Raw genomic sequence first — 19,245 nt, forward strand, 5'->3', positions numbered from 1 at the left:
TTTCGAACTTCGAGAGGACCTGGCTGTCTGCACGGCGCCGGGACGGAAACTCATGCGTGAATCACAAGTAGTGGTTGCCGACACCCTTGCGGCAACGGTCGATGAACTTTACCGGAAATTCGGCGCCTGGAGAACCGTGTGGGCGCTGATCCTGGCTGTCCGGCGGCGTCGTCAGGCGGAAAACCAGGTAGCTCACCTGTCGAACTGGATGCGCCGCGATATCGGTCTTCCGGAGAGCGAGGATGCACCAGGCGAAGGTTACGGATCGCTTCCCTTTGGAGTGGTTCTGGTCTCCTGGGCGCGCCGGGAATTAAGTTGAGCTTTTAGGCCCCGGCGGTAACCCGCCGGGGCTGCTGCCGGAGGTATCATGAGCATAGTCGTTCGCAGGCTTCGCCAATCTGAAATGCCGGCTGCGGCCCGAGTTCACCGCGCTTCCTTTGACGAGCGATTGCCTTGGCTCGCCGGCCTGCATACGCCGGAGGAGGACCGCCGCTATTGGAGCGATCATCTTTTCCCGAGCTGCGAAATATGGGGTGCCGAGAAGGGAAGCGGCCTCCTCGGTGTTATTGCTTTTCGGAAGGACTGGGTCGACCAGCTCTATCTTCTGCCGGGAGCGCAGGGCGAGGGAATTGGTTCGAAGCTTCTGGAGGTAGCGAGGAATGCCCATCCGCAGCTCTTTCTCTGGACCTTTCAGCGCAATCTCGCTGCCCGCCGCTTCTATGAACGCCACGGCTTTCAGTCCATCCGGGAAACCGACGGTGCCGACAACGAGGAGCGGGAGCCTGACGTGCTCTATCGATGGATGAGATCGGAATGAAACGCCCCTTGCCAAGCCGGCAATTCGATGGCTTGCTTAATGTCGCGACCAGCCCGGGAAGGAGCGTTGGCTATGATGAAATCTCCTCCTCATCCCGGTGAGTTGCTCCGCGAAGATGTGCTGGTTCCTTTGGGCCTGTCCGTAACGGATGCCGCTGACCGCCTCAATATCTCGCGTGTTGCTCTATCTCGCGTGCTGAACGGCCATGCGGCCGTCAGCCCTGATCTCGCCCTGCGCTTGGAAAGGGCAGGGGCCAGCACGGCACGTGCATGGTTGTCCATGCAGACGAACTATGATCTGGCGCAGGCGAGAGAGCGCGAGCAGCCGCCCGTTCGTCCCCTGAACGATGAAGCGGCTTAATTTTCTAAGCCCTTGCCAAGCCGGCAATTCGGTGGCTTGCTCGCTCCGTTTGCTGGAGGAGTTTCCGCATGTCGCTTGAACACTGGCTCGCCTTCGTCGCCGCTTCCGCGGTTCTGCTCGCCATTCCCGGCCCGACGATCCTGCTCGTCATTTCCTATGCGCTGAGTCATGGCCGAAAGGTGGCCTCTGCGACCGTTGCCGGCGTGGCGCTCGGCGATTTCACGGCGATGACGGCCTCCATGCTCGGCCTCGGCGCGCTGCTGGCGACATCGGCAACGCTCTTCACCGTGCTGAAATGGGTGGGTGCGGCCTATCTCGTCTATCTCGGTCTCAAGCTCTGGCGTGCCCCGGTCTCGGAGCGTCAGGAAGTGATCGAGGAAGATGCGCCGTCTGCACGGCCCGTCCGCATCTTCCTGCACACCTATGCGGTCACCGCGCTCAACCCCAAGAGCATCGTCTTCTTCGTCGCCTTCCTGCCGCAGTTCCTTGATCTTTCGAAGCCGCTCTTCTTCCAGATGGCGGTGTTCGAAGTGACCTTCCTGGTGCTGGCGACCCTGAACGCTGCGCTTTACGGCCTGCTCGCCGCCATGGCGCGCAACACGATCCGCAAGCCGAAGGTCCAGAGGATCGTCAACCGCACCGGCGGTTCGCTGATGATCGGCGCGGGCCTTCTGTCGCTCGGCTTCAAGAGGGCCGCCGCGTAAAGCTCTGTTCGGGAGGAGGAACCGATGCTGACAGGCCGATGCCATTGCGGCGACACCGTTTTCGAGATCGCCGGCGAACTGCCGCAGGCGCTCACCCGCTGCACCTGCACCTTCTGCTCCAGGCGCGGCACGCTCTATGCCTATTACGAGCCGAAGCAGGTGAGGGTGACGGCCGATCCGGCAAGCGATCGCGTCTATCGCTGGAATTCGAAACTGGTGGCGCATCATTTCTGCGGCACATGCGGTTGCGGCACCTATAGCGACAGCCCGGATTTCCAGATGGATGGCACCTGGGACGGCAAGACGCGCCGGATCGGTGTGAATGCCCGGCTGCTTGACGATTTCGATGCCGAGGAATGGCCGCACACGGTCATCGACGGCCGGCATCTCTGGTAGGGAGGGTAAGCGATGACCGAACTGACGCTGCTGGCATTCGTCATCGTATCCTTCATCGGCATCGCCACGCCGGGTCCGACCGTGCTTCTGGCACTCACCAACGGCTCTCGTTACGGCGTTCGTCGCGCGCTTCCGGGCATGGCCGGCGCCATGGCTTCCGATTTCGTGCTGATCGGTGCCGTTGCGGTCGGCCTCGGTGCCCTGCTGGCGGCATCCGAATTCTGGTTTTCGGTCGTCAAATGGGTCGGTGCCGGCTATCTCGCCTTTCTCGGCCTGATGCTGCTCCGCTCCAAGGGCTCGCTCGATATTGAGGGCGAGGGAATGCCGAAGCTTTCGGCTTCGCCGAGGTCGATCTTCCTCAAGAGCTTCCTGGTCGCCGTCACCAATCCCAAGGGCTATCTCTTCTTCTCCGCCTTCCTGCCGCAGTTCATCATGGCCGGCGAGCCGCAATTGCCGCAATATGCGATGCTCGCCGTCGTTTTCGCGATCATCGATTTCACGGTCATGTTCGCCTATGCGATGCTCGGATCGAAAGCCGTGCATCTCTTGAAGAACAAGGGCGCGCTGTGGCTCGACCGGTTCTGCGGCGGTGCGCTCCTGATGCTCGCGGGATCGCTGGCTTTCTATCGAAGGGCCGCCACGTAAGGGAGGATGTCATGTCGAAAGCAGTCAAATCCGTGCGGCCGTTCCTGATGTTCCAAGGCAATGCCTGCGAGGAGGCGATCACCTTCTATACGTCAGTGCTGCCGGAAAGCCGGATCGTCGATATCAAGCGCTACGGGCCGGGCGAGATGGGCGCGGAAGGCAGCGTGTATCGCGCCACCTTCGAGCTTGCCGGCCAGCAGGTGGATTGCATCGATAGCCCGGTCAAGCATGCCTTCGAGTTCACGCCCTCCTTTTCCTTCTTCGTAGAATGCGCAACGGAAGCGGAGCTGGAGCGGCTGGCCCTGCGCCTGGGAGAGGGCGGGGCGTTTCTGATGCCGATCGGCAATTACGGCTTCAGCCGGAAATTCTGCTGGCTCAACGATCGCTTCGGCGTTTCCTGGCAGCTCAATTTCGAGTAGCCGCAAAGCCTGTGCATTTTCGCTCTTGCCCGGCGAAACGAATCCCGATCTCTGCTAGAGGGACGGAGTCGCGGCGCGCGTTGGCGTCACCGCTAAGAGACAGCTTACGAGGGAAGTGCTTTGCAGGTCGGCATCGATATGGGAACTGTGACCGGGGGTGCTCCGGCCAAGCTCGATATCGAGGAGCTTCTGGCCACGCGTCTGCTCGTGCAGGGAAATTCCGGTTCCGGCAAGTCGCACCTGCTTCGCCGTCTTCTGGAGCAATCGGCTCCATGGGTGCAGCAGGTGGTGATCGATCCGGAAGGCGATTTCGTCACGCTGTCCGATAAGTACGGTCATGTCGTTGTCGATGGCGAGCGCACCGAGGCGGAACTTGCAGGCATCGCCAACCGCATCCGCAAGAATCGCGTCTCCTGCGTCCTCACCCTCGAAGGTCTCGACCTCGAAGAGCAGATGCGCGCCGCCGCAGCCTTCCTGAACGGTATGTTCGATGCCGATCGTGACTACTGGTATCCGGTTCTGGTCGTGGTGGACGAGGCGCAGATGTTCGCGCCCTCCGTTGGCGGCGATGTTTCCGAAGACGCCAGAAAGATGTCGCTCGGCGCGATGACCAACCTGATGTGCCGTGGCCGCAAGCGCGGACTGGCGGGCGTGATCGCCACGCAGCGGCTGGCGAAGCTTGCCAAGAACGTTGCGGCGGAAGCCTCGAACTTCCTGATGGGGCGCACCTTTCTGGATATCGACATGGCGCGCGCCGCCGATCTTCTCGGCATGGACCGCCGCCAGGCGGAAATGTTCCGCGACCTGAAGCGCGGCAATTTTGTCGCGCTCGGCCCGGCGCTCTCGCGCCGCCCGCTGCCGATCGTCATCGGCGCGGTGGAAACCTCGGCGCGCTCGTCGAGCCCCAAGCTGATGCCGCTGCCGGATGCGCCGCAGGATGTCGAGGATCTGATCTTCACGCCTGATCCGGAGGAGTTTACCCGGCCGATCGTCCGCCGCGCCCCTCCGCAGCCGCGCCCGACCACGGATATCCTGGCGGAGCTCTCGCGCTCCACTCCGGCCGCAGCGTCCTCGACCGCGCAGGAGGCACGCGCTCCGCAGCCGGAGCTTTCGCCGGAAGAGCGGGAGGAGCGCCTGTCGGTCGTGCTCTCGGAAATCCTCGACGATCCGCAATCGGCCTACCGCACGGATTCCGTTCTCTATCAGGATTTCCTCGTGCGCGCCCGCATGCGCCGTCTGCCCGGTCCGCCGCTGTCGCTCTCCGAGTTCCGCCGCCGCGTGGCGGTGGCCCGTTCGGGCGTGGATGCGGAAACGGCGGCCAGCGAGGCTTGGGCGACCGCGCTTTCGCTTTCCTCCGGCGTTTCGGACGATCTCCAGGGCGTGTTCCTGATGATGGCGAAGGCCGCGATCGGCGGCGAGGAATGCCCGTCAGATGCCCGCATCGCCCGCGCCTATGGCACCCACTCCGCGCGTCGCGCGCGTCGTCTTCTCGGTTATTTCGAGGAGCAGGGGCTGATCGTGGTGCACGCGGATTTTTCCGGCAAGCGCATCGTCGCTTTCCCGGATCTGCAAGCCGAGACCGCGCCCGGCAATGCCGATGCGCCGGACGAGGGCGAGGCGAGGGCGGCAGCGGAATAGCTCTCCCGCCTGGTAGCGGACGGGAGAGCCGATTTCATGTCAGGTCGCTTCGTTCTCCTTGCGCGTCGCCCAGAGCGAGCCGAGAATGCCGGCCGCCAGGATGGAGATCGTAACGCCGAGGGAGATAGACGGCGGGATTTTTGCGATACCCAGCATGTCGGCCACGAAGATTTTCGAGCCGACGAAGATCAGCACCGCCGCCAGCGAATATTTCAGATAGGCGAAGCGGTGCATCAGGGCTGCGAGAGCGAAATAGAGCGCGCGCAGGCCGAGTATCGCGAAGATGTTCGAGGTATAGACCAGGAACGGGTCCGTCGTGATCGCGAAGATCGCGGGGATCGAATCGACCGCGAAGACGAGGTCCGCCAGCTCCACCATGATGAGCGCCAGGAAGAGCGGCGTCACGAAGGTCTTGAGTCGGCCGGTCCCATCCTTTTCACGCACGAAGAAACTCTCTCCACGCAAGCCCTGCGTTACCGGCAATCGCCTGCGCAGGAATTTCAGCACCGCGTTGTTGCCGATATCCTCCTCACTATGGTCGGAAGAGATCAGCATCTTGATGCCGGTGAAGAGCAGGAAGGCCGCGAACAGGTAGAGTACCCAGTGGAAGTTTTCCACGATCGCAGCACCGCCCGCGATCATGATGCCGCGAAGCACGATCACGCCGAGGATGCCGTAGAGCAGCACGCGGTGCTGGTACTGCCTGGGAATGGCGAAATAGGAGAAGATCATGGCGATGATGAAGATGTTGTCCATCGCCAGGCTTTTCTCAACGACGAAGCCGGTGAGATATTCGATCGCGGGCTGCTGGCCGGACTGGAACCAGATCCAGCCGCCGAAGGCGAGGCCCATCGCGATATAGAAAGCAGACATCCACATGCTTTCCTTGACGCCGATTTCCTTCGATTCCTTATGAAGGACGCCAAGATCGAGAATGAGAAGTCCGAGGACGAGCGAGAGGAAGAGCGCCCACATCCATGCGGGCGTGCCGAGAAAATCCAAAAATAGGAAGTCCATCAGTCAACCTTATCCGGACGAGGTTGGCTCTAAAGGGGAATCCGACATCACGCATGTCCGGAATACGCCAGAGGGGCCCGGATCCCACCTCGGCTAGATCGTTGTTCCAGGCATCCGCTTCAAGAGCCCGGTTGACATTTTTATGCGGCCGGCCTAAAGACCCCGCCAACGCCGGGTGGAAACGCCCGGTGTTTCATTTGACATGTCCCGTGGTTGTCTCCGATCGCTTTCGTGAGAAACCTGTCAGAGCCTCTCAAATCGAGGTTCAGAGGAGGGCGTGTTTCCTTGATCCGGTTTGGCAACAAGCCGGTGTAACCGTTTGAGAAGGAAATGCGATGAGCAAGCGCGAATCGTCCAAGTATAAAATTGACCGCCGTATGGGCGAAAACATCTGGGGCCGTCCGAAGTCCCCGGTCAACCGCCGCGAATACGGCCCCGGCCAGCACGGCCAGCGCCGCAAGGGCAAGCTCTCCGACTTCGGCGTGCAGCTCCGCGCCAAGCAGAAGCTGAAGGGCTATTACGGCGATATCCGCGAGAAGCAGTTCCGCGCCACCTACGACGAAGCCAACCGCCGCAAGGGCGACACCTCGGAGAACCTGATCGGCCTCCTGGAATCGCGCCTCGACGCGATCGTCTATCGCGCCAAGTTCGTGCCGACCGTTTTCGCATCGCGTCAGTTCATCAACCACGGCCACGTGACCGTGAACGGTGTTCGCGTTAACATCGGTTCCTACCGCTGCAAGCCGGGCGACGTCATCGAAGTCCGCCAGAAGTCCAAGCAGCTCGTTTCGGTTCTGGAAGCCGTCCAGCTCGCCGAGCGTGACGTTCCGGACTATATCGAAGTCGATCACAACAAGATGGTCGCGACCTTTGTTCGCGTTCCCTCGCTCTCCGACGTACCGTACGCGGTCATCATGGAGCCGCACCTGGTTGTCGAATTCTATTCGCGCTAATAGCGATTTAGCGAACAGCAAAAAGAATGGCCCCGAAAGGGGCCATTTTTGTATCTGCCTTGTTCCCTGCAAGCGGTTTGTGAAAAACGCTCAATCCCCTGGCGCCATCGAGGACCAGGAAGGCGGGCTGATGCTTTGCAGAAGCTGCGGTTCCACGCCGTCGATGCGCGCCAAAAGCGCCTTGGCGAGCTCGCGCCCGCCCTGGCGGACGTCCTCGTTGACCGTGTAGATTTCCGGCCGGATCCAGTTCAGGAATTCCGCCGATTGCTTCGATACCATGTCGACATCGACGCCGAGCCTTTTCCCTGCGGCCTCGATACCGGCCACGAGCGCGATCGTGGAAGAACCACTGATGGAAATGATGCCTTCCGGCGGATCGGCGGAGCGCATCATCGCCTCGCCATGGGCGCGTATTTCCTCGAGCGGCATCTCGATATTGACGCGCCCCATCGGCACCTCGGTCGCGCCGAAATCCGCTATCCCGCGCTCGAATCCCGCCCGGCTGTGAAAATAGAAGGAGAGGCGGTTGGGCGGTGGCAGGAAGGCGATCCGCCTTCTTCCCTTTTTCACGAGCCGTTCGACGGCCTGATAGGCGAAAGCCTCGTTGTCGTGGTCGTGATAGGGGTGGACGATGCCCATGTCGGTCCGGCCATGGGTGACGAAGGGCAGGTTCCGCTCCGTCATCAGCCGCACCCGCGCATCGTCAGGTTCGATGCGCGAGATGATGACGCCGTCCGCCGATCCCGTATCGAGGATATAGCGCACCGGCACCATCGGGTCCTTCTGGAAGGAATGCGGCGTGACCACCAGGTGATACTGGGTGCCCACCAGCACCTCGGAAATGCCGCGCACCATCTGGCTGGTGAAGCCCATCAGCTCCTCTTCGAAGCTCAGCACCAGGGCGATGACGTTTGTCTTGCCGGTTCTGAGCCTCACGCCGGCGCGGTTGGGCTGATAGCCGAGCTGGTTGGCGACGAGCCGCACCCGCTCCTTCGTTTCGGCGCCGATATCCGGCGCATCCTTCAGCGCCCGCGAGACGGTGGTGATGCCGAGCCCCGTCATGAAGGCGATTGTCTTCAAGGTCGGGCGTTCGCGAAGCGCGGCCTGCGCTCCCTCCGTCCGTCGTCTTCCACTGTCATCCATATGCTGTCGCCGCCCGATTCAGGCCTTCACTATAGTGCGCTTTTGGCTGCCTGGAAACGTCCGGGCTCCCTCCCAAATCCTTCGATTTACGCAATAAACTGAAACGTTACAGGAAAAATGTCGAGGGGTAATTCGCAGCGTTTCAGAAATGCCGATCCCGGAAGTTGTACAACGCAGCCGCGAGATGTTTTTGTGCGCCTGCGAGGTCGTTGATCCGCCTGCAAAGCGTAAATTCGTTAAATTGAAGGCTGTTTCCCCCGATATTGCATGGGCACGATGTATGTGTCGGGAGAAGGATTGCACATCTTCAGATTGTATTTGTCTCCTTCAAAAGATTTTTCCGGAAAAGACGGTTGCCTGCCGCGAGCGATTGACATAGCTTTTTACGGCAACGTTTCAGTGAGGGAGGACACTCATGAACATCCGTGCCATGGCGGCCACATTGGCCGCGACCGTCGCGCTGCCTTTCGGGCTTGCGAATGCGACTGATCTGGAAGTGACCCATTGGTGGACATCGGGCGGCGAGGCGGCGGCGGTCGGCGAGCTTGCCAAGGCATTCGACGCGACAGGCAATAAATGGATCGACGGCGCGATCGCCGGCTCCGGCAGCACGGCGCGGCCGATCATGATCAGCCGCATCACCGGCGGTGATCCGATGGGCGCCACCCAGTTCAACCACGGCCGCCAGGCCGAGGAACTGGTGCAGGAAGGCCTGATGCGCGATCTCACGGAGGTCGCGGAAAAGGGCAAGTGGAAGGAAGTCATCCGTCCCGCGAGCCTGCTCGATTCCTGCACCATCGACGGCAAGATCTATTGCGCTCCGGTCAATATCCACTCCTGGCAATGGCTGTGGCTTTCCAATGACGCCTTCAAGACGGCGGGCGTGCCGGTTCCGAAGGATTGGAACGAGTTCGTCGCCGCCGCACCCAAGCTCAAGGAGGCCGGCATCCAGCCGCTCGCGCTCGGCGGCCAGCCCTGGCAAGCGAACGGCCTCTTCGATACGCTGATCATCTCGATCGGCGGCAAGGAGATCTACGAGAAGGTCTACCAGGAGAAGGATGCGGAAGTTGCCGCCGGCCCGGAAATGGCGAAGATTTTCCAGGCCGCGAGCCAGGCCCGCGATATGGCCAAGGGCAGCAATGTCCAGGATTGGAACCAGGCGACCAATATGGTCATCACCGGCAAGGCCGGCGGCCAGATCATGGGGGACTGGGCGCAGGGCGAATTCCAGATCGCCGGAAAGACGGCTGGGACGGATTATTCCTGCCTGCCGGGCCTCGGCCTCAACGAATATCTCGCGACCGGCGGCGACGCCTTCTATTTCCCGCTGATCGAGGACGAAGAGAAGTCAAAGGCGCAGGATATCCTGGCCGAGACCATCGTCGATCCCAAGGTGCAGGTCGCCTTCAATCTCAAGAAGGGCTCGCTGCCTGTCCGTGGTGACGTCGATGTCGCCGCCGCGAACGATTGCATGAAGAAGGGCATCGATATCCTCGCCAAGGGCTCCGTGCTGATCAGCACGGATCAGCTTCTGTCGCAGGATACGCAGAAGCAGAAGGAGGACCTGATGTCGGAGTTCTTCGCCAGCACCTCCATAACCCCGGAAGACGCGCAGAAGCGCTTCGTGGATATCATCGCCTCGGCCGATTGATTTCTCCCGGCGCGGGGCGGTCGTCTTCATGGCGGCTGTCCCGCAGCCGGCGGAATATCGGCACGGTTTTGAACCTTGAGGAATCCGGCAGTGGCCGGCTCCCATACCGGTTTATTTTGCTCAAACGGAGGATGGCCAGGCATGGTCAAACAGGCAGCGGCCGGACGGCCGAACCATCTGTTCCGCAATCTCAATTCGAAGATCGCCTCCATTCCGATGATCCTGGTCGCCACCGTGATCTTCCTCGGCGGCACGATCTGGACGGTGTTCTACTCCTTCACCAATTCGCGGCTCCTGCCGCGCCTGTCCTTCGTCGGCATCGAGCAGTATGAGCGCCTTTGGGCCTCGTCCCGTTGGATCATCTCGATCCAGAACCTGGCGATCTACGGCATTCTCTCGCTGATCTTCAGCCTGGTCATCGGTTTCATGCTGGCGGCCCTGATGGATCAGAAGATCCGTTTCGAAAACACCTTCCGCACCATTTTTCTCTATCCTTTCGCGCTTTCCTTCATCGTCACCGGCCTTGTCTGGCAATGGGTGCTCAATCCGGAATTCGGCGTGCAATCCGTGGTGCGTTCGCTTGGCTGGACGAGTTTCAGCTTCGACCCGCTCTACAATCCGCAGATCGTCATCTACGGCATCCTGATCGCTGCGCTCTGGCAGGGAACCGGACTGGTAATGTGCCTCATGCTCGCCGGCTTGCGCGGCATCGACGAGGATATCTGGAAGGCGGCGCGGGTCGACGGCATTCCGATGTGGCGGACCTATCTCTTCGTCGTCATTCCCATGATGCGGCCGGTCTTCGTCACCACGCTGGTCATCATCGCGAGCGGCATCGTCAAGGTTTACGATCTCGTCGTCGCGCAGACGAGCGGCGGCCCCGGCAATGCCTCCGAAGTCCCGGCGAAATACGTCTACGATTACATGTTCCAGGCTCAGAACCTCGGCCAGGGCTTCGCCGCCTCCACGATGATGCTGCTGACCGTCGCCATCATCATCATCCCCTGGGCCTATCTCGAATTCGGAGGACGCAAGCGTGGCTGATATCGGCACCCTCAACCGCACCGCCGCCGGCTTCGATGCCGTCGCAGACAGGGTCGCGTCAGGACCGCGCGGGCGGCGTCCCCGGCGGGCGCTCTCGCCCCGCAACATCATGCTCTACGGCACGCTCTTCGTCGCCGCCCTTTATTACCTGCTGCCGCTTTACGTGATGGTCGTGACCTCGCTCAAAGGCATGCCGGAAATCCGCATGGGCAACATCTTCTCCCCGCCGATGGAGATCACCTTCGAGCCCTGGGTCAAGGCCTGGGCCGAGGCCTGCACGGGCCTCAATTGCGATGGCCTCTCACGCGGCTTCTGGAATTCCGTGCGCATCCTCGTGCCCTCCGTGGTGGTGTCCATCGCGGTCGCTTCGGTCAGCGGCTATTCGCTTGCCAACTGGCGCTTCAAAGGATCGGAACTCTTCTTCTCGATCCTCATCATCGGCGCCTTCATTCCCTATCAGGTGATGATCTATCCGGTCGTCATCGTGCTCAGGGAACTCGGCGTCTACGGCACGCTCACCGGCCTCGTCATCGTCCATACCATCTTCGGCATGCCGATCCTGACGCTGCTCTTCCGCAACTATTTCGCCTCGCTTCCGGTGGAGCTCTTCAAGGCGGCGCGCATCGACGGCGCGGGTTTCTGGTCGATCTATTTCCGGATCATGCTGCCCATGGCGCTGCCGATCTTCGTGGTCGCGATGATCCTGCAGGTCACCGGCATCTGGAACGATTTCCTCTTCGGCGTGGTCTTCACCCGGCCGGACACCTATCCGATGACCGTCCAGCTCAACAACATCGTCAACTCCGTCCAGGGCGTGAAGGAGTACAACGTCAACATGGCCGCGACGCTTCTGACGGGCGCCGTTCCCCTGATCGTCTATTTCGTTTCCGGCCGTCTTTTCGTCCGCGGCATCGCCGCCGGCGCAGTCAAGGGGTAAGCCTGATGAACTCCAATGTTTCAATCACGAATCCCAGCGTCTCCATCAGGGACCTGTCGCTCTCCTTCGGTGCGGTGAGCGTGCTGCAGAACCTCGACCTCGATATCCGCGACGGCGAGTTCCTCGTGCTGCTCGGCTCGTCCGGCTGCGGCAAGTCCACGCTGCTCAATTGCATCGCCGGCCTTCTGGAGCCGACCGACGGACAGATCTTCATCAAGGAGAAGAACGTCACCTGGGAGGAGCCGAAGGATCGCGGCATCGGCATGGTCTTCCAGTCCTATGCGCTCTATCCGCAGATGACGGTGGAGAAGAACCTTTCCTTCGGGCTGCGGGTCGCCAAGGTGCCGAAAGAGGAGATCGACAAGCGGGTCGCGCGCGCCGCTGAAATCCTGCAGATCGGCCCGCTGTTGAAGCGCAAGCCGGCCGAACTTTCCGGCGGCCAGCGCCAGCGCGTTGCGATCGGCCGTGCCCTGGTGCGCGATGTCGATGTCTTCCTGTTCGACGAACCGCTGTCGAACCTCGATGCCAAGCTGCGCTCGGAATTGCGCGTCGAGATCAAGCGGCTGCACCAGTCGCTCAAGAACACCATGATATACGTCACCCACGACCAGATCGAGGCGCTGACGCTGGCCGATCGCATCGCCATCATGAAGAGCGGCGTCATCCAGCAGCTCGACGATCCGATCCATATCTACAATCGGCCGAAAAACCTCTTCGTCGCCGGGTTCATCGGCTCTCCCTCAATGAACTTCCTGCGCGGCGAACTGGCGGAGGAGGGCGGTCGCGTCGTGTTCCGCACCCATGGCGTCAATTTCTCGCTCGACCGCTACGATGCAGCCGAACCCTTGAGGGCAGGGCGCAAGGTCGTGCTCGGCGTGCGCCCGGAACACATCACCGTCGACGGCAAGACGGGCGGCGAAACGCATGAGGCGGTGGTCGATATCGAGGAGCCGATGGGCGCCGACAACCTGCTCTGGCTCAAGCATGCCGGCCATACGCTCTCCGTCCGCATCGGCGGCGCGCGGCGCTATGCGGTCGGCAGCAAGGTGGAGCTGAGCTTCGACATGTCGCTCGCCTCTCTCTTCGATGCTGAGACCGAGGACCGGATTTGATGCTCTTCATGCGTGAAATACCCCCCTCTGGCCTGCCGGCCATCTCCCCCTCAAGGGGGGAGATTACAAGCGGCATGAGCAGCGCGTCACAACTGCCGGCCCGGCATGCGGCGCGTGTGATGGGGAATGGTGAGCGCGCATCTATCCAATCTCCCCCCTTGAGGGGGAGATGGCCGGCAGGCCAGAGGGGGGTAGCGTCCGAAAGAAATAACGGTTCCGGACAGGCTTCATGACAATTCTCGACCTTTCCGGCACATGGGAGCTCGCGTCGGCTGACGGCCAGCATCGCACCGAGATGCCTATCCCCGGCGATGTACACAGCGCGCTGAAAACGGCGGGCGTCATTCCCGATCCCTATGTCGGGCGCAACGAAAACGACGTGCAATGGGTTGCTCATCGGGATTGGGTGATCGAGCGCCGCTTCACGCTCGATGATGCGGATGGCGCCTGGTATCTCGACATTACCGATCTCGATACGGTGGCGACGGTTTTCGTCAACGGTCACTCGGTTCTGGAGGCGGACAATTGCTTCCGCCGCTACCGGCCGGATGTCTCGAAGGCGCTGAAATCCGGCGAGAACGTTATCCGCATTCTCTTCCGCTCCAGCATCGCGGAAGGGGCGGAACGGCAGGCGCGCCAGCCCTTCTACATCCCGTATTCGACGGCCAATTCGCCGATCCCGAACGGCAACATGCTGCGAAAGCCGCAATGCCATTTCGGCTGGGACTGGAATATCGCCATCGCACCGCTCGGCCTCTATCGCGCGATCGCGCTGAAGAGGCTCGAAACGGCGCGGATCGAGCACGTCGTCACCAGTCAGAGACATGTCGGAGGCAGGGCCGAACTGCATGTGGCGGTGACGCTCCATGCCCGCGATCCGGGCATCGTCCCGCTGCATTTCGATCTCGACGGCGAGCGGGTGCGGCTCGACTGCGGCATCGAGGCGGGCGAAACGGTCATCCGCCACGTCTTCGATATCGAAAACCCGGAACTCTGGTGGCCGGCGGGCAGCGGCGAGCAGAGGCTTTACCGACTCTCGGTCGAAATTCCGGGCGAGACGGTCACCCGGCAGATTGGTCTCCGCACCGTCGAGCTTCTGACCGATCCCGACGAGGCGGGCAGCCGCTTCGCCTTCCGCATCAACGGCCGCGAGATATTCTGCCGCGGCGCCAACTGGATTCCGGCCGATGCGCTCTTCTCGCTGACCAGCCGCGAAAAGACCGAAGACCTGCTCCGCTCGGCAGTCGATGCCAACATGAACATGATTCGCGTCTGGGGCGGCGGTTTCTACGAGGCGGATTGGTTCTACGATCTCTGCGACCGGCTCGGCCTCATGATCTGGCAGGATTTCCAGTTTGCCTGCAACCTCTACCCATCGACGCCGGATTTCCTCGAAAACGTCGCGGCGGAAGTGGATTACCAGGCCCGCAGGCTCGTCTCGCATCCCTCGATCGTTGTCTGGTGCGGCGACAACGAACTGGTCGGCGCGCTCAACTGGTTCGAGGAGTCGCGGGCGAACCGCGACCGCTATCTCGTGTCCTACGACCGCCTCAACCGGGTGATCGAACAGGCTCTCGCGAAGGCAGCTCCCGATGCCATCTGGTGGCCGTCGAGCCCCGCTTCCGGCTATCTCGACTATGGCGATGCCTGGCATGCGGATGGCTCCGGCGACATGCATTACTGGTCCGTCTGGCACGAGAACAAGCCGTTCGACAATTACCGCTCGGTCAAGCCCCGCTTCTGCTCGGAATTCGGCTTCCAGTCCTACACCTCGCTGCCGGTGATCGAGACTTATGCGGACCGCAAGGACATGAACATCGCCTCGCCGGTGATGGAGCATCACCAGAAGAATGCCGGCGGCAACGAGCGCATCGCCGGCACCATGTTCCGCAATTTCCGCTTCCCGAGGGATTTTTCCAATTTCGTCTATCTGAGCCAGGTGCAGCAGGGCGTCGCCATCAAGACGGCGGTGGAGTTCTGGCGGTCGCTCAAACCCCATTGCATGGGCACGCTCTATTGGCAGCTCAACGACACATGGCCGGTCGCCTCCTGGTCGAGCCTCGATTACGGCGGAAGCTGGAAGGTGCTGCACTACATGGCGCGGCGCTTCTACCAGCCGGTCGCGGTGGCCGCGATCCCCTCGGAGGACGGCCGGGAAATCCGCCTGTCGCTGGTCAACGATACCCTCGCCGACGTGACGGTCACCATCAACCTTTCCGTCCTCACCCTGTCTGGCGAGCGGCGTCCGCTCAAGAGCGTCGAGGCGGTCTGTTCCCCGGATGCGGCGGTGACGGCTCTGGCGATTGCGGCGGATGAAATTCCGGCCGATTGCATTCTCGCCTGGGGCTTCACTGCCTCGAACGGCATGGGCGGGGAGGGACATTATGTGGCCAGCACCTATAAGGCATTGGATCTCGAACCGCCGGGGCTCGAATTCTCCGTATCACCGACCGGTGACGGAGCCCTCGACCTTCTGGTCCAGGCGAAGGGCCTGGCGCTCTTCGTGATGCTCGAGAGCGCTACGGCCGGCCGCTATTCCGACAACGCCTTCGATCTTGCCGCCGGCGAGAGCCGCCGCATCACGTTTACACCCGTCGCCACACCCGCCGCTCCGGACGGAGCGTCGCCGCAGTTCCGCATCTACGACCTTTATTCCTGCCAGTCGGCAGGTTGAGTTTTCTTTTGCCCGAAGGAGAATGATGATGACGACCCTTGGTTTTCAACTTTACAGCGCCCGCAATTTTCCCCCGCTTTCCGATGTGCTGCCGCTTCTGGCGCGGAACGGCTACAAGCAGGTGGAAGGCTATGGCGGTATCTACGCCACGCTGGACGAAGCTTCGCTGAAATCGCTGAAGGCCGAACTCGACCGCAACGGGCTCACCATGCCGACCGGCCATTTCGGCCTGGACATGCTCGAAAAGGAACCGGCCCAGGCGCTCCTCGTCGCCAAGACGCTCGGCATCGAGGCGATCTATTGCCCCTATCTCTTGCCCGACCAGCGGCCGAGCGGCGCCAAGGGCTGGTTCGATTTCGGCAAGCGGTTGCAGGAAGCCGGCAAGCGTTATCAGGATGCCGGCTACACGTTCGGCTGGCACAATCACGATTTCGAATTCCAGAAACTCGAGGATGGTTCGACGCCGCAGGAGCAGATCCTTGCCGGCGGCCCCGATCTCTCCTGGGAGGCGGATATCGCCTGGATCATCCGCGGCAATGCCGATCCCTTCGCCTGGATCGAGCGCTACGGCAGCCGCATCACGGCGGTGCATGTGAAGGACATCGCGCCCGCCGGCGAGAACAAGGATGAGGACGGCTGGGCCGATCTTGGCCATGGCACCGTGCCGTGGAAGGATCTGATGGGCGCGCTCGCAAGGATGTCGGCCCGGCACTACGTCCTCGAACACGACAACCCGAACGATCTCGATCGGCTCGTCACCCGCTCCATCGCTTCCTTCAAGTCCTATTGATCTCAAGAAATTCCGGAGTCTTCCATGCCAAGGGAACTAGGCGTCGGCATCATCGGATGCGGCAACATTTCCACCACCTATTTCGCGCTCTCGCCGCTCTTCAAGGGGCTCAAGGTGCTCGCCTGCGCCGACCTCAACCGCGAGGCGGCCGAGCTGCGAGCCCAGGAATACGGGGTCAAGGCCCAGACGATCGACGAGCTTCTCGCCAATGACGAGATCGATCTGATCGTCAACCTGACGATACCGGCGGCCCATTTCTCCGTCTCCAGGGCGATCCTGGAGGCCGGAAAGCATGTCTATTCGGAAAAGCCGCTCACCGTCACGCTCGAAGAGGGCAAGGCGCTGCAGAAGCTCGCGAAGGAAAAGGGGCTGTCCGTCGGCTGCGCGCCGGATACCTTCCTCGGCGGCGCGCACCAGCTCGCCCGCAACTATATCGATCAGGGCGGCGTCGGGCGCATCACCTCCGGCACCTGCCATGTGATGAGCCCCGGCATGGAGATGTGGCACCCCAATCCCGGCTTCTTCTTCCTCGAAGGCGGCGGGCCGATCCTCGATCTCGGGCCGTATTACATCGCCAATCTCGTCAACCTGATCGGCCCGGTGAAGCGGGTGGGGGCGCTCACCTCCATGGCGCGCAAGACCCGCACCATCACCAGCGAGCCCTTGAAGGGCCAGGAGATACCGGTCGAGACCCCGACCGATATCCATGCTCTCCTGGAATTTGCAAACGGCGCCACCGTCACGCTCTCCGCGAGCTGGGATGTCTGGTCGCATCGCCATGCCAATATGGAGCTCTACGGCACCGACGGCTCGCTCTTCGTGCCGGACCCGAACTTCTTCGGCGGCGTGGTGGAAGCGAGCGGCCGCAACAAGGATATCCAGCCGCTGGAGCCTTGGGATCATCCCTTCGGCAAGTTCAACCAGGAAAGCCCGCAGGGGCCGCGCGCCAACTACCGCACGGCCGGCCTTGCCGACATGGCGGTGGCGATCATCGAGGGCCGCGATGCCCGCTGCTCGCTCGATCGGGCCCTGCACGGCGTCGATGTCATGACCTCGATCTTGAAATCGGGCGAGGAGCATCGCTTCATCGAGCTTTCGACCACCTGCACCCAGCCCGCCGCCCTCGGCATCGAGGAAGCGCTTGCGCTCTTGAAGTAAACGGTCGAGGCGATATTGTCCCCGCGCGGGCTCCTCGCCCGCGCGTTTTTCATTGAAGGGAGAGGTCCATGAGCTGGCAACCGGCGGCAAACCGCTATGAGACGATGAAGTATAACCGCTGCGGCCGCTCCGGCCTCAAGCTGCCGGCGATCTCGCTCGGGCTCTGGCACAATTTCGGCGGCGATACGCCCCACGAGCGCAAGCAGGCGATCGTCCGGAAAGCCTTCGATCTCGGGATCACCCATTTCGATCTCGCCAACAATTACGGCCCCCCGCCCGGCAGCGCCGAAATCGCCTTCGGCGAAATCCTGCGCAACGATTTCGCCGGCTACCGGGATGAGCTCATCATCTCCTCCAAGGCGGGCTACAACATGTGGCCGGGTCCCTATGGCGAGTGGGGCAGCCGCAAATATGTGATCTCCTCCTGCGATCAGAGCCTGAAGCGGCTCGGCCTCGATTACGTCGATATCTTCTATTCGCACCGCTTCGATTCCGATACGCCGCTGGAGGAGACCTGCGGCGCGCTGGATCACATCGTGCGCTCGGGCAAGGCGCTCTATATCGGCATCTCCTCCTACAATTCGAAGCGCACGCGGGAGGCTGCCGCGATCCTCAAGGAGCTCGGCACGCCGATCCTCATCCACCAGCCGAGCTATTCGATGATCAACCGCTGGGTCGAGGAGGACGGGCTTCTCGATGCGCTCGACGATCTCGGCATCGGCTCGATCGTCTTCTCGCCGCTGGCGCAGGGCATGCTGACTTCGAAATATCTCTCCGGCGTTCCGGAAGATAGCCGCGCCGCGCAGGGCAAGTCGCTGCGCTCCGAGTTCCTGAACGAGAAGAATGTCGAAAACCTCCGCGCCTTGAACGCGATTGCCGAAAGCCGCGGCCAGACGCTGGCGCAGATGGCGATCGCCTGGGTCCTGCGCGGCGGCCGCGTCACGACCGCGCTGATCGGCGCCAGCCGGCCCGAACAGGTGGAGGATTGCGTCAAGGCTCTGGAGAGGTCCGATTTCACGACCGAGGAGCTTGCGAAGATCGACGTCCACGCCAAGGAGGCCGATATCAATCTCTGGGCCGCTTCCGCCGAGCGCAAGGGGCCTGAACGCAAGCATTGAAGCTCAAAATTTAGGGGCCGCTCATCCCCCTGCCGGGACCTTCTCCCCGTTCACGGGGAGAAGGAGGCTGGAGCACTGACGGTGCCACGAATCCCTTCTCCCCGTCAGGACGGGGAGAAGGTGGCGGCAGCCGGATGAGGGGCTTGATCCACATCGGTTCGACTATGCGAGCCACACGAAAAACCCGCTGAAACGGATTAATTTCATTACGAAAATGTAATCGAACCGTTCAGTTCCGGTTCACCAATTCGACCATAGTTTCGGGGCGTGTTCAAAAGAGGAATCGCCCCATGAAAAAGCTCTTCGCCGTATTGCTCACCGCCACCGTTCTGGCCGCTCCGCTGGCCGAGGCCCAGGCACAGGAACGTTACCGCGACCACGGTCGTGACCGCGATCGCGGCCGGCATGTCGAACGCTCGGTTACCATCGAGAAGAAGGTCGTCAGGAAGCATCGCTGGAGCAAGGGTCACCGCATGACGGCCGCCGAGCGCCGCCGCATGGCCGAAATCCGCGATTATCGCCGCTATCGCCTGTCGGCGCCTCCGCGCGGCTATCGCTGGGTCAGGGCCGATAACGACTTCCTGCTTGTCGGCATCACGTCGGGCGTCATCGCCAGCATTATCGCTGGCCGGTAATGGGATTGGCCTGCGGGCGGAGAGGGCTTTGCCC

Annotated in this window: 20 protein-coding genes; 18 read left to right on the forward strand and 2 right to left on the reverse strand. The window is 61.9% G+C overall.

The window, feature by feature from the left end:
- Positions 1-52 precede the first annotated feature (52 nt).
- The 8 genes from ACE04I_RS05270 (at position 53) to ACE04I_RS05305 (ending at position 4,979) form a co-directional block, all read left to right on the forward strand.
- Positions 53-319, forward strand: coding sequence for a DUF1127 domain-containing protein (locus tag ACE04I_RS05270; protein WP_046792519.1), 267 nt, complete (start codon positions 53-55; stop codon positions 317-319).
- 48 nt (positions 320-367) lie between these two features.
- The gene (locus ACE04I_RS05275; protein WP_046792518.1) at positions 368-817 is read left to right on the forward strand and encodes a GNAT family N-acetyltransferase; all 450 of its coding nucleotides are present in this window, start codon (positions 368-370) and stop codon (positions 815-817) included.
- 72 nt (positions 818-889) lie between these two features.
- Positions 890-1,177 carry a HigA family addiction module antitoxin gene (locus ACE04I_RS05280; RefSeq protein ID WP_046792517.1) on the forward strand — a complete coding sequence of 96 codons (288 nt, stop codon included), beginning with the start codon at positions 890-892 and terminating at the stop codon, positions 1,175-1,177.
- A 68-nt stretch (positions 1,178-1,245) separates the two neighbouring features.
- A complete protein-coding gene (locus tag ACE04I_RS05285; protein WP_046792516.1) occupies positions 1,246-1,881 on the forward strand; it encodes a LysE family translocator in 636 nt (211 codons plus the stop codon).
- Positions 1,882-1,905: 24 nt separating this feature from the next.
- Entirely contained in the window at positions 1,906-2,277 is a 372-nt protein-coding gene (locus tag ACE04I_RS05290; RefSeq protein WP_046792515.1) for a GFA family protein, read from the forward strand.
- A 12-nt stretch (positions 2,278-2,289) separates the two neighbouring features.
- Positions 2,290-2,922, forward strand: a complete 633-nt coding sequence (locus ACE04I_RS05295) for a LysE family translocator (RefSeq protein WP_046792514.1) — start codon at positions 2,290-2,292, stop codon at positions 2,920-2,922.
- A gap of 11 nt (positions 2,923-2,933) precedes the next feature.
- A complete protein-coding gene (locus tag ACE04I_RS05300; protein WP_046792513.1) occupies positions 2,934-3,341 on the forward strand; it encodes a VOC family protein in 408 nt (135 codons plus the stop codon).
- 120 nt (positions 3,342-3,461) lie between these two features.
- Positions 3,462-4,979: a helicase HerA domain-containing protein gene (locus ACE04I_RS05305; RefSeq protein ID WP_046792512.1), complete on the forward strand. Its 1,518-nt coding sequence runs from the start codon at positions 3,462-3,464 to the stop codon at positions 4,977-4,979.
- Positions 4,980-5,018: 39 nt separating this feature from the next.
- On the opposite strand, the gene ACE04I_RS05310 is transcribed toward ACE04I_RS05305, so the two are convergent.
- Entirely contained in the window at positions 5,019-5,996 is a 978-nt protein-coding gene (locus tag ACE04I_RS05310; RefSeq protein ID WP_046792511.1) for a TerC family protein, read from the reverse strand.
- Between the two features lie 335 nt (positions 5,997-6,331).
- Between ACE04I_RS05310 and rpsD the strand changes: the two genes are divergently transcribed.
- Entirely contained in the window at positions 6,332-6,949 is a 618-nt protein-coding gene (rpsD, locus tag ACE04I_RS05315; protein WP_046792510.1) for a 30S ribosomal protein S4, read from the forward strand.
- Positions 6,950-7,039: 90 nt separating this feature from the next.
- Here the strand turns inward: rpsD and ACE04I_RS05320 are convergent, their stop codons facing one another.
- Positions 7,040-8,092: a LacI family transcriptional regulator gene (locus ACE04I_RS05320; protein WP_046792509.1), complete on the reverse strand. Its 1,053-nt coding sequence runs from the start codon at positions 8,090-8,092 to the stop codon at positions 7,040-7,042.
- A gap of 415 nt (positions 8,093-8,507) precedes the next feature.
- Here ACE04I_RS05320 and ACE04I_RS05325 point away from each other — a divergent pair, with 415 nt between their 5' ends.
- The 9 genes from ACE04I_RS05325 (at position 8,508) to ACE04I_RS05365 (ending at position 19,211) form a co-directional block, all read left to right on the forward strand.
- On the forward strand, positions 8,508-9,743 hold the full coding sequence (locus tag ACE04I_RS05325; protein ID WP_046792508.1) for an ABC transporter substrate-binding protein: 1,236 nt from the start codon (positions 8,508-8,510) through the stop codon (positions 9,741-9,743).
- A gap of 141 nt (positions 9,744-9,884) precedes the next feature.
- Positions 9,885-10,787 (forward strand): carbohydrate ABC transporter permease, encoded by a 903-nt coding sequence (locus ACE04I_RS05330; protein ID WP_046792507.1) that lies wholly within the window; start codon positions 9,885-9,887, stop codon positions 10,785-10,787.
- Positions 10,780-11,724, forward strand: a complete 945-nt coding sequence (locus tag ACE04I_RS05335; RefSeq protein WP_046792506.1) for a carbohydrate ABC transporter permease — start codon at positions 10,780-10,782, stop codon at positions 11,722-11,724. The genes ACE04I_RS05330 and ACE04I_RS05335 overlap by 8 nt, the downstream gene beginning before the upstream one ends.
- Positions 11,725-11,729: 5 nt before the next feature.
- Positions 11,730-12,836, forward strand: a complete 1,107-nt coding sequence (locus tag ACE04I_RS05340; RefSeq protein ID WP_046792505.1) for an ABC transporter ATP-binding protein — start codon at positions 11,730-11,732, stop codon at positions 12,834-12,836.
- A 229-nt stretch (positions 12,837-13,065) separates the two neighbouring features.
- Positions 13,066-15,510 (forward strand): beta-mannosidase, encoded by a 2,445-nt coding sequence (locus ACE04I_RS05345; protein WP_487206715.1) that lies wholly within the window; start codon positions 13,066-13,068, stop codon positions 15,508-15,510.
- 28 nt (positions 15,511-15,538) lie between these two features.
- On the forward strand, positions 15,539-16,300 hold the full coding sequence (locus tag ACE04I_RS05350) for a sugar phosphate isomerase/epimerase family protein (RefSeq protein WP_046792503.1): 762 nt from the start codon (positions 15,539-15,541) through the stop codon (positions 16,298-16,300).
- 24 nt (positions 16,301-16,324) lie between these two features.
- Positions 16,325-17,458, forward strand: a complete 1,134-nt coding sequence (locus tag ACE04I_RS05355) for a Gfo/Idh/MocA family protein (RefSeq protein ID WP_046792502.1) — start codon at positions 16,325-16,327, stop codon at positions 17,456-17,458.
- A 68-nt stretch (positions 17,459-17,526) separates the two neighbouring features.
- On the forward strand, positions 17,527-18,576 hold the full coding sequence (gene mgrA / locus ACE04I_RS05360; protein ID WP_046792501.1) for an L-glyceraldehyde 3-phosphate reductase: 1,050 nt from the start codon (positions 17,527-17,529) through the stop codon (positions 18,574-18,576).
- A gap of 290 nt (positions 18,577-18,866) precedes the next feature.
- Positions 18,867-19,211, forward strand: a complete 345-nt coding sequence (locus ACE04I_RS05365) for an RcnB family protein (protein WP_046792500.1) — start codon at positions 18,867-18,869, stop codon at positions 19,209-19,211.
- The last annotated feature ends 34 nt before the right edge of the window (positions 19,212-19,245 follow it).

The sequence above is a fragment of the Rhizobium moroccans genome (assembly GCF_057559155.1).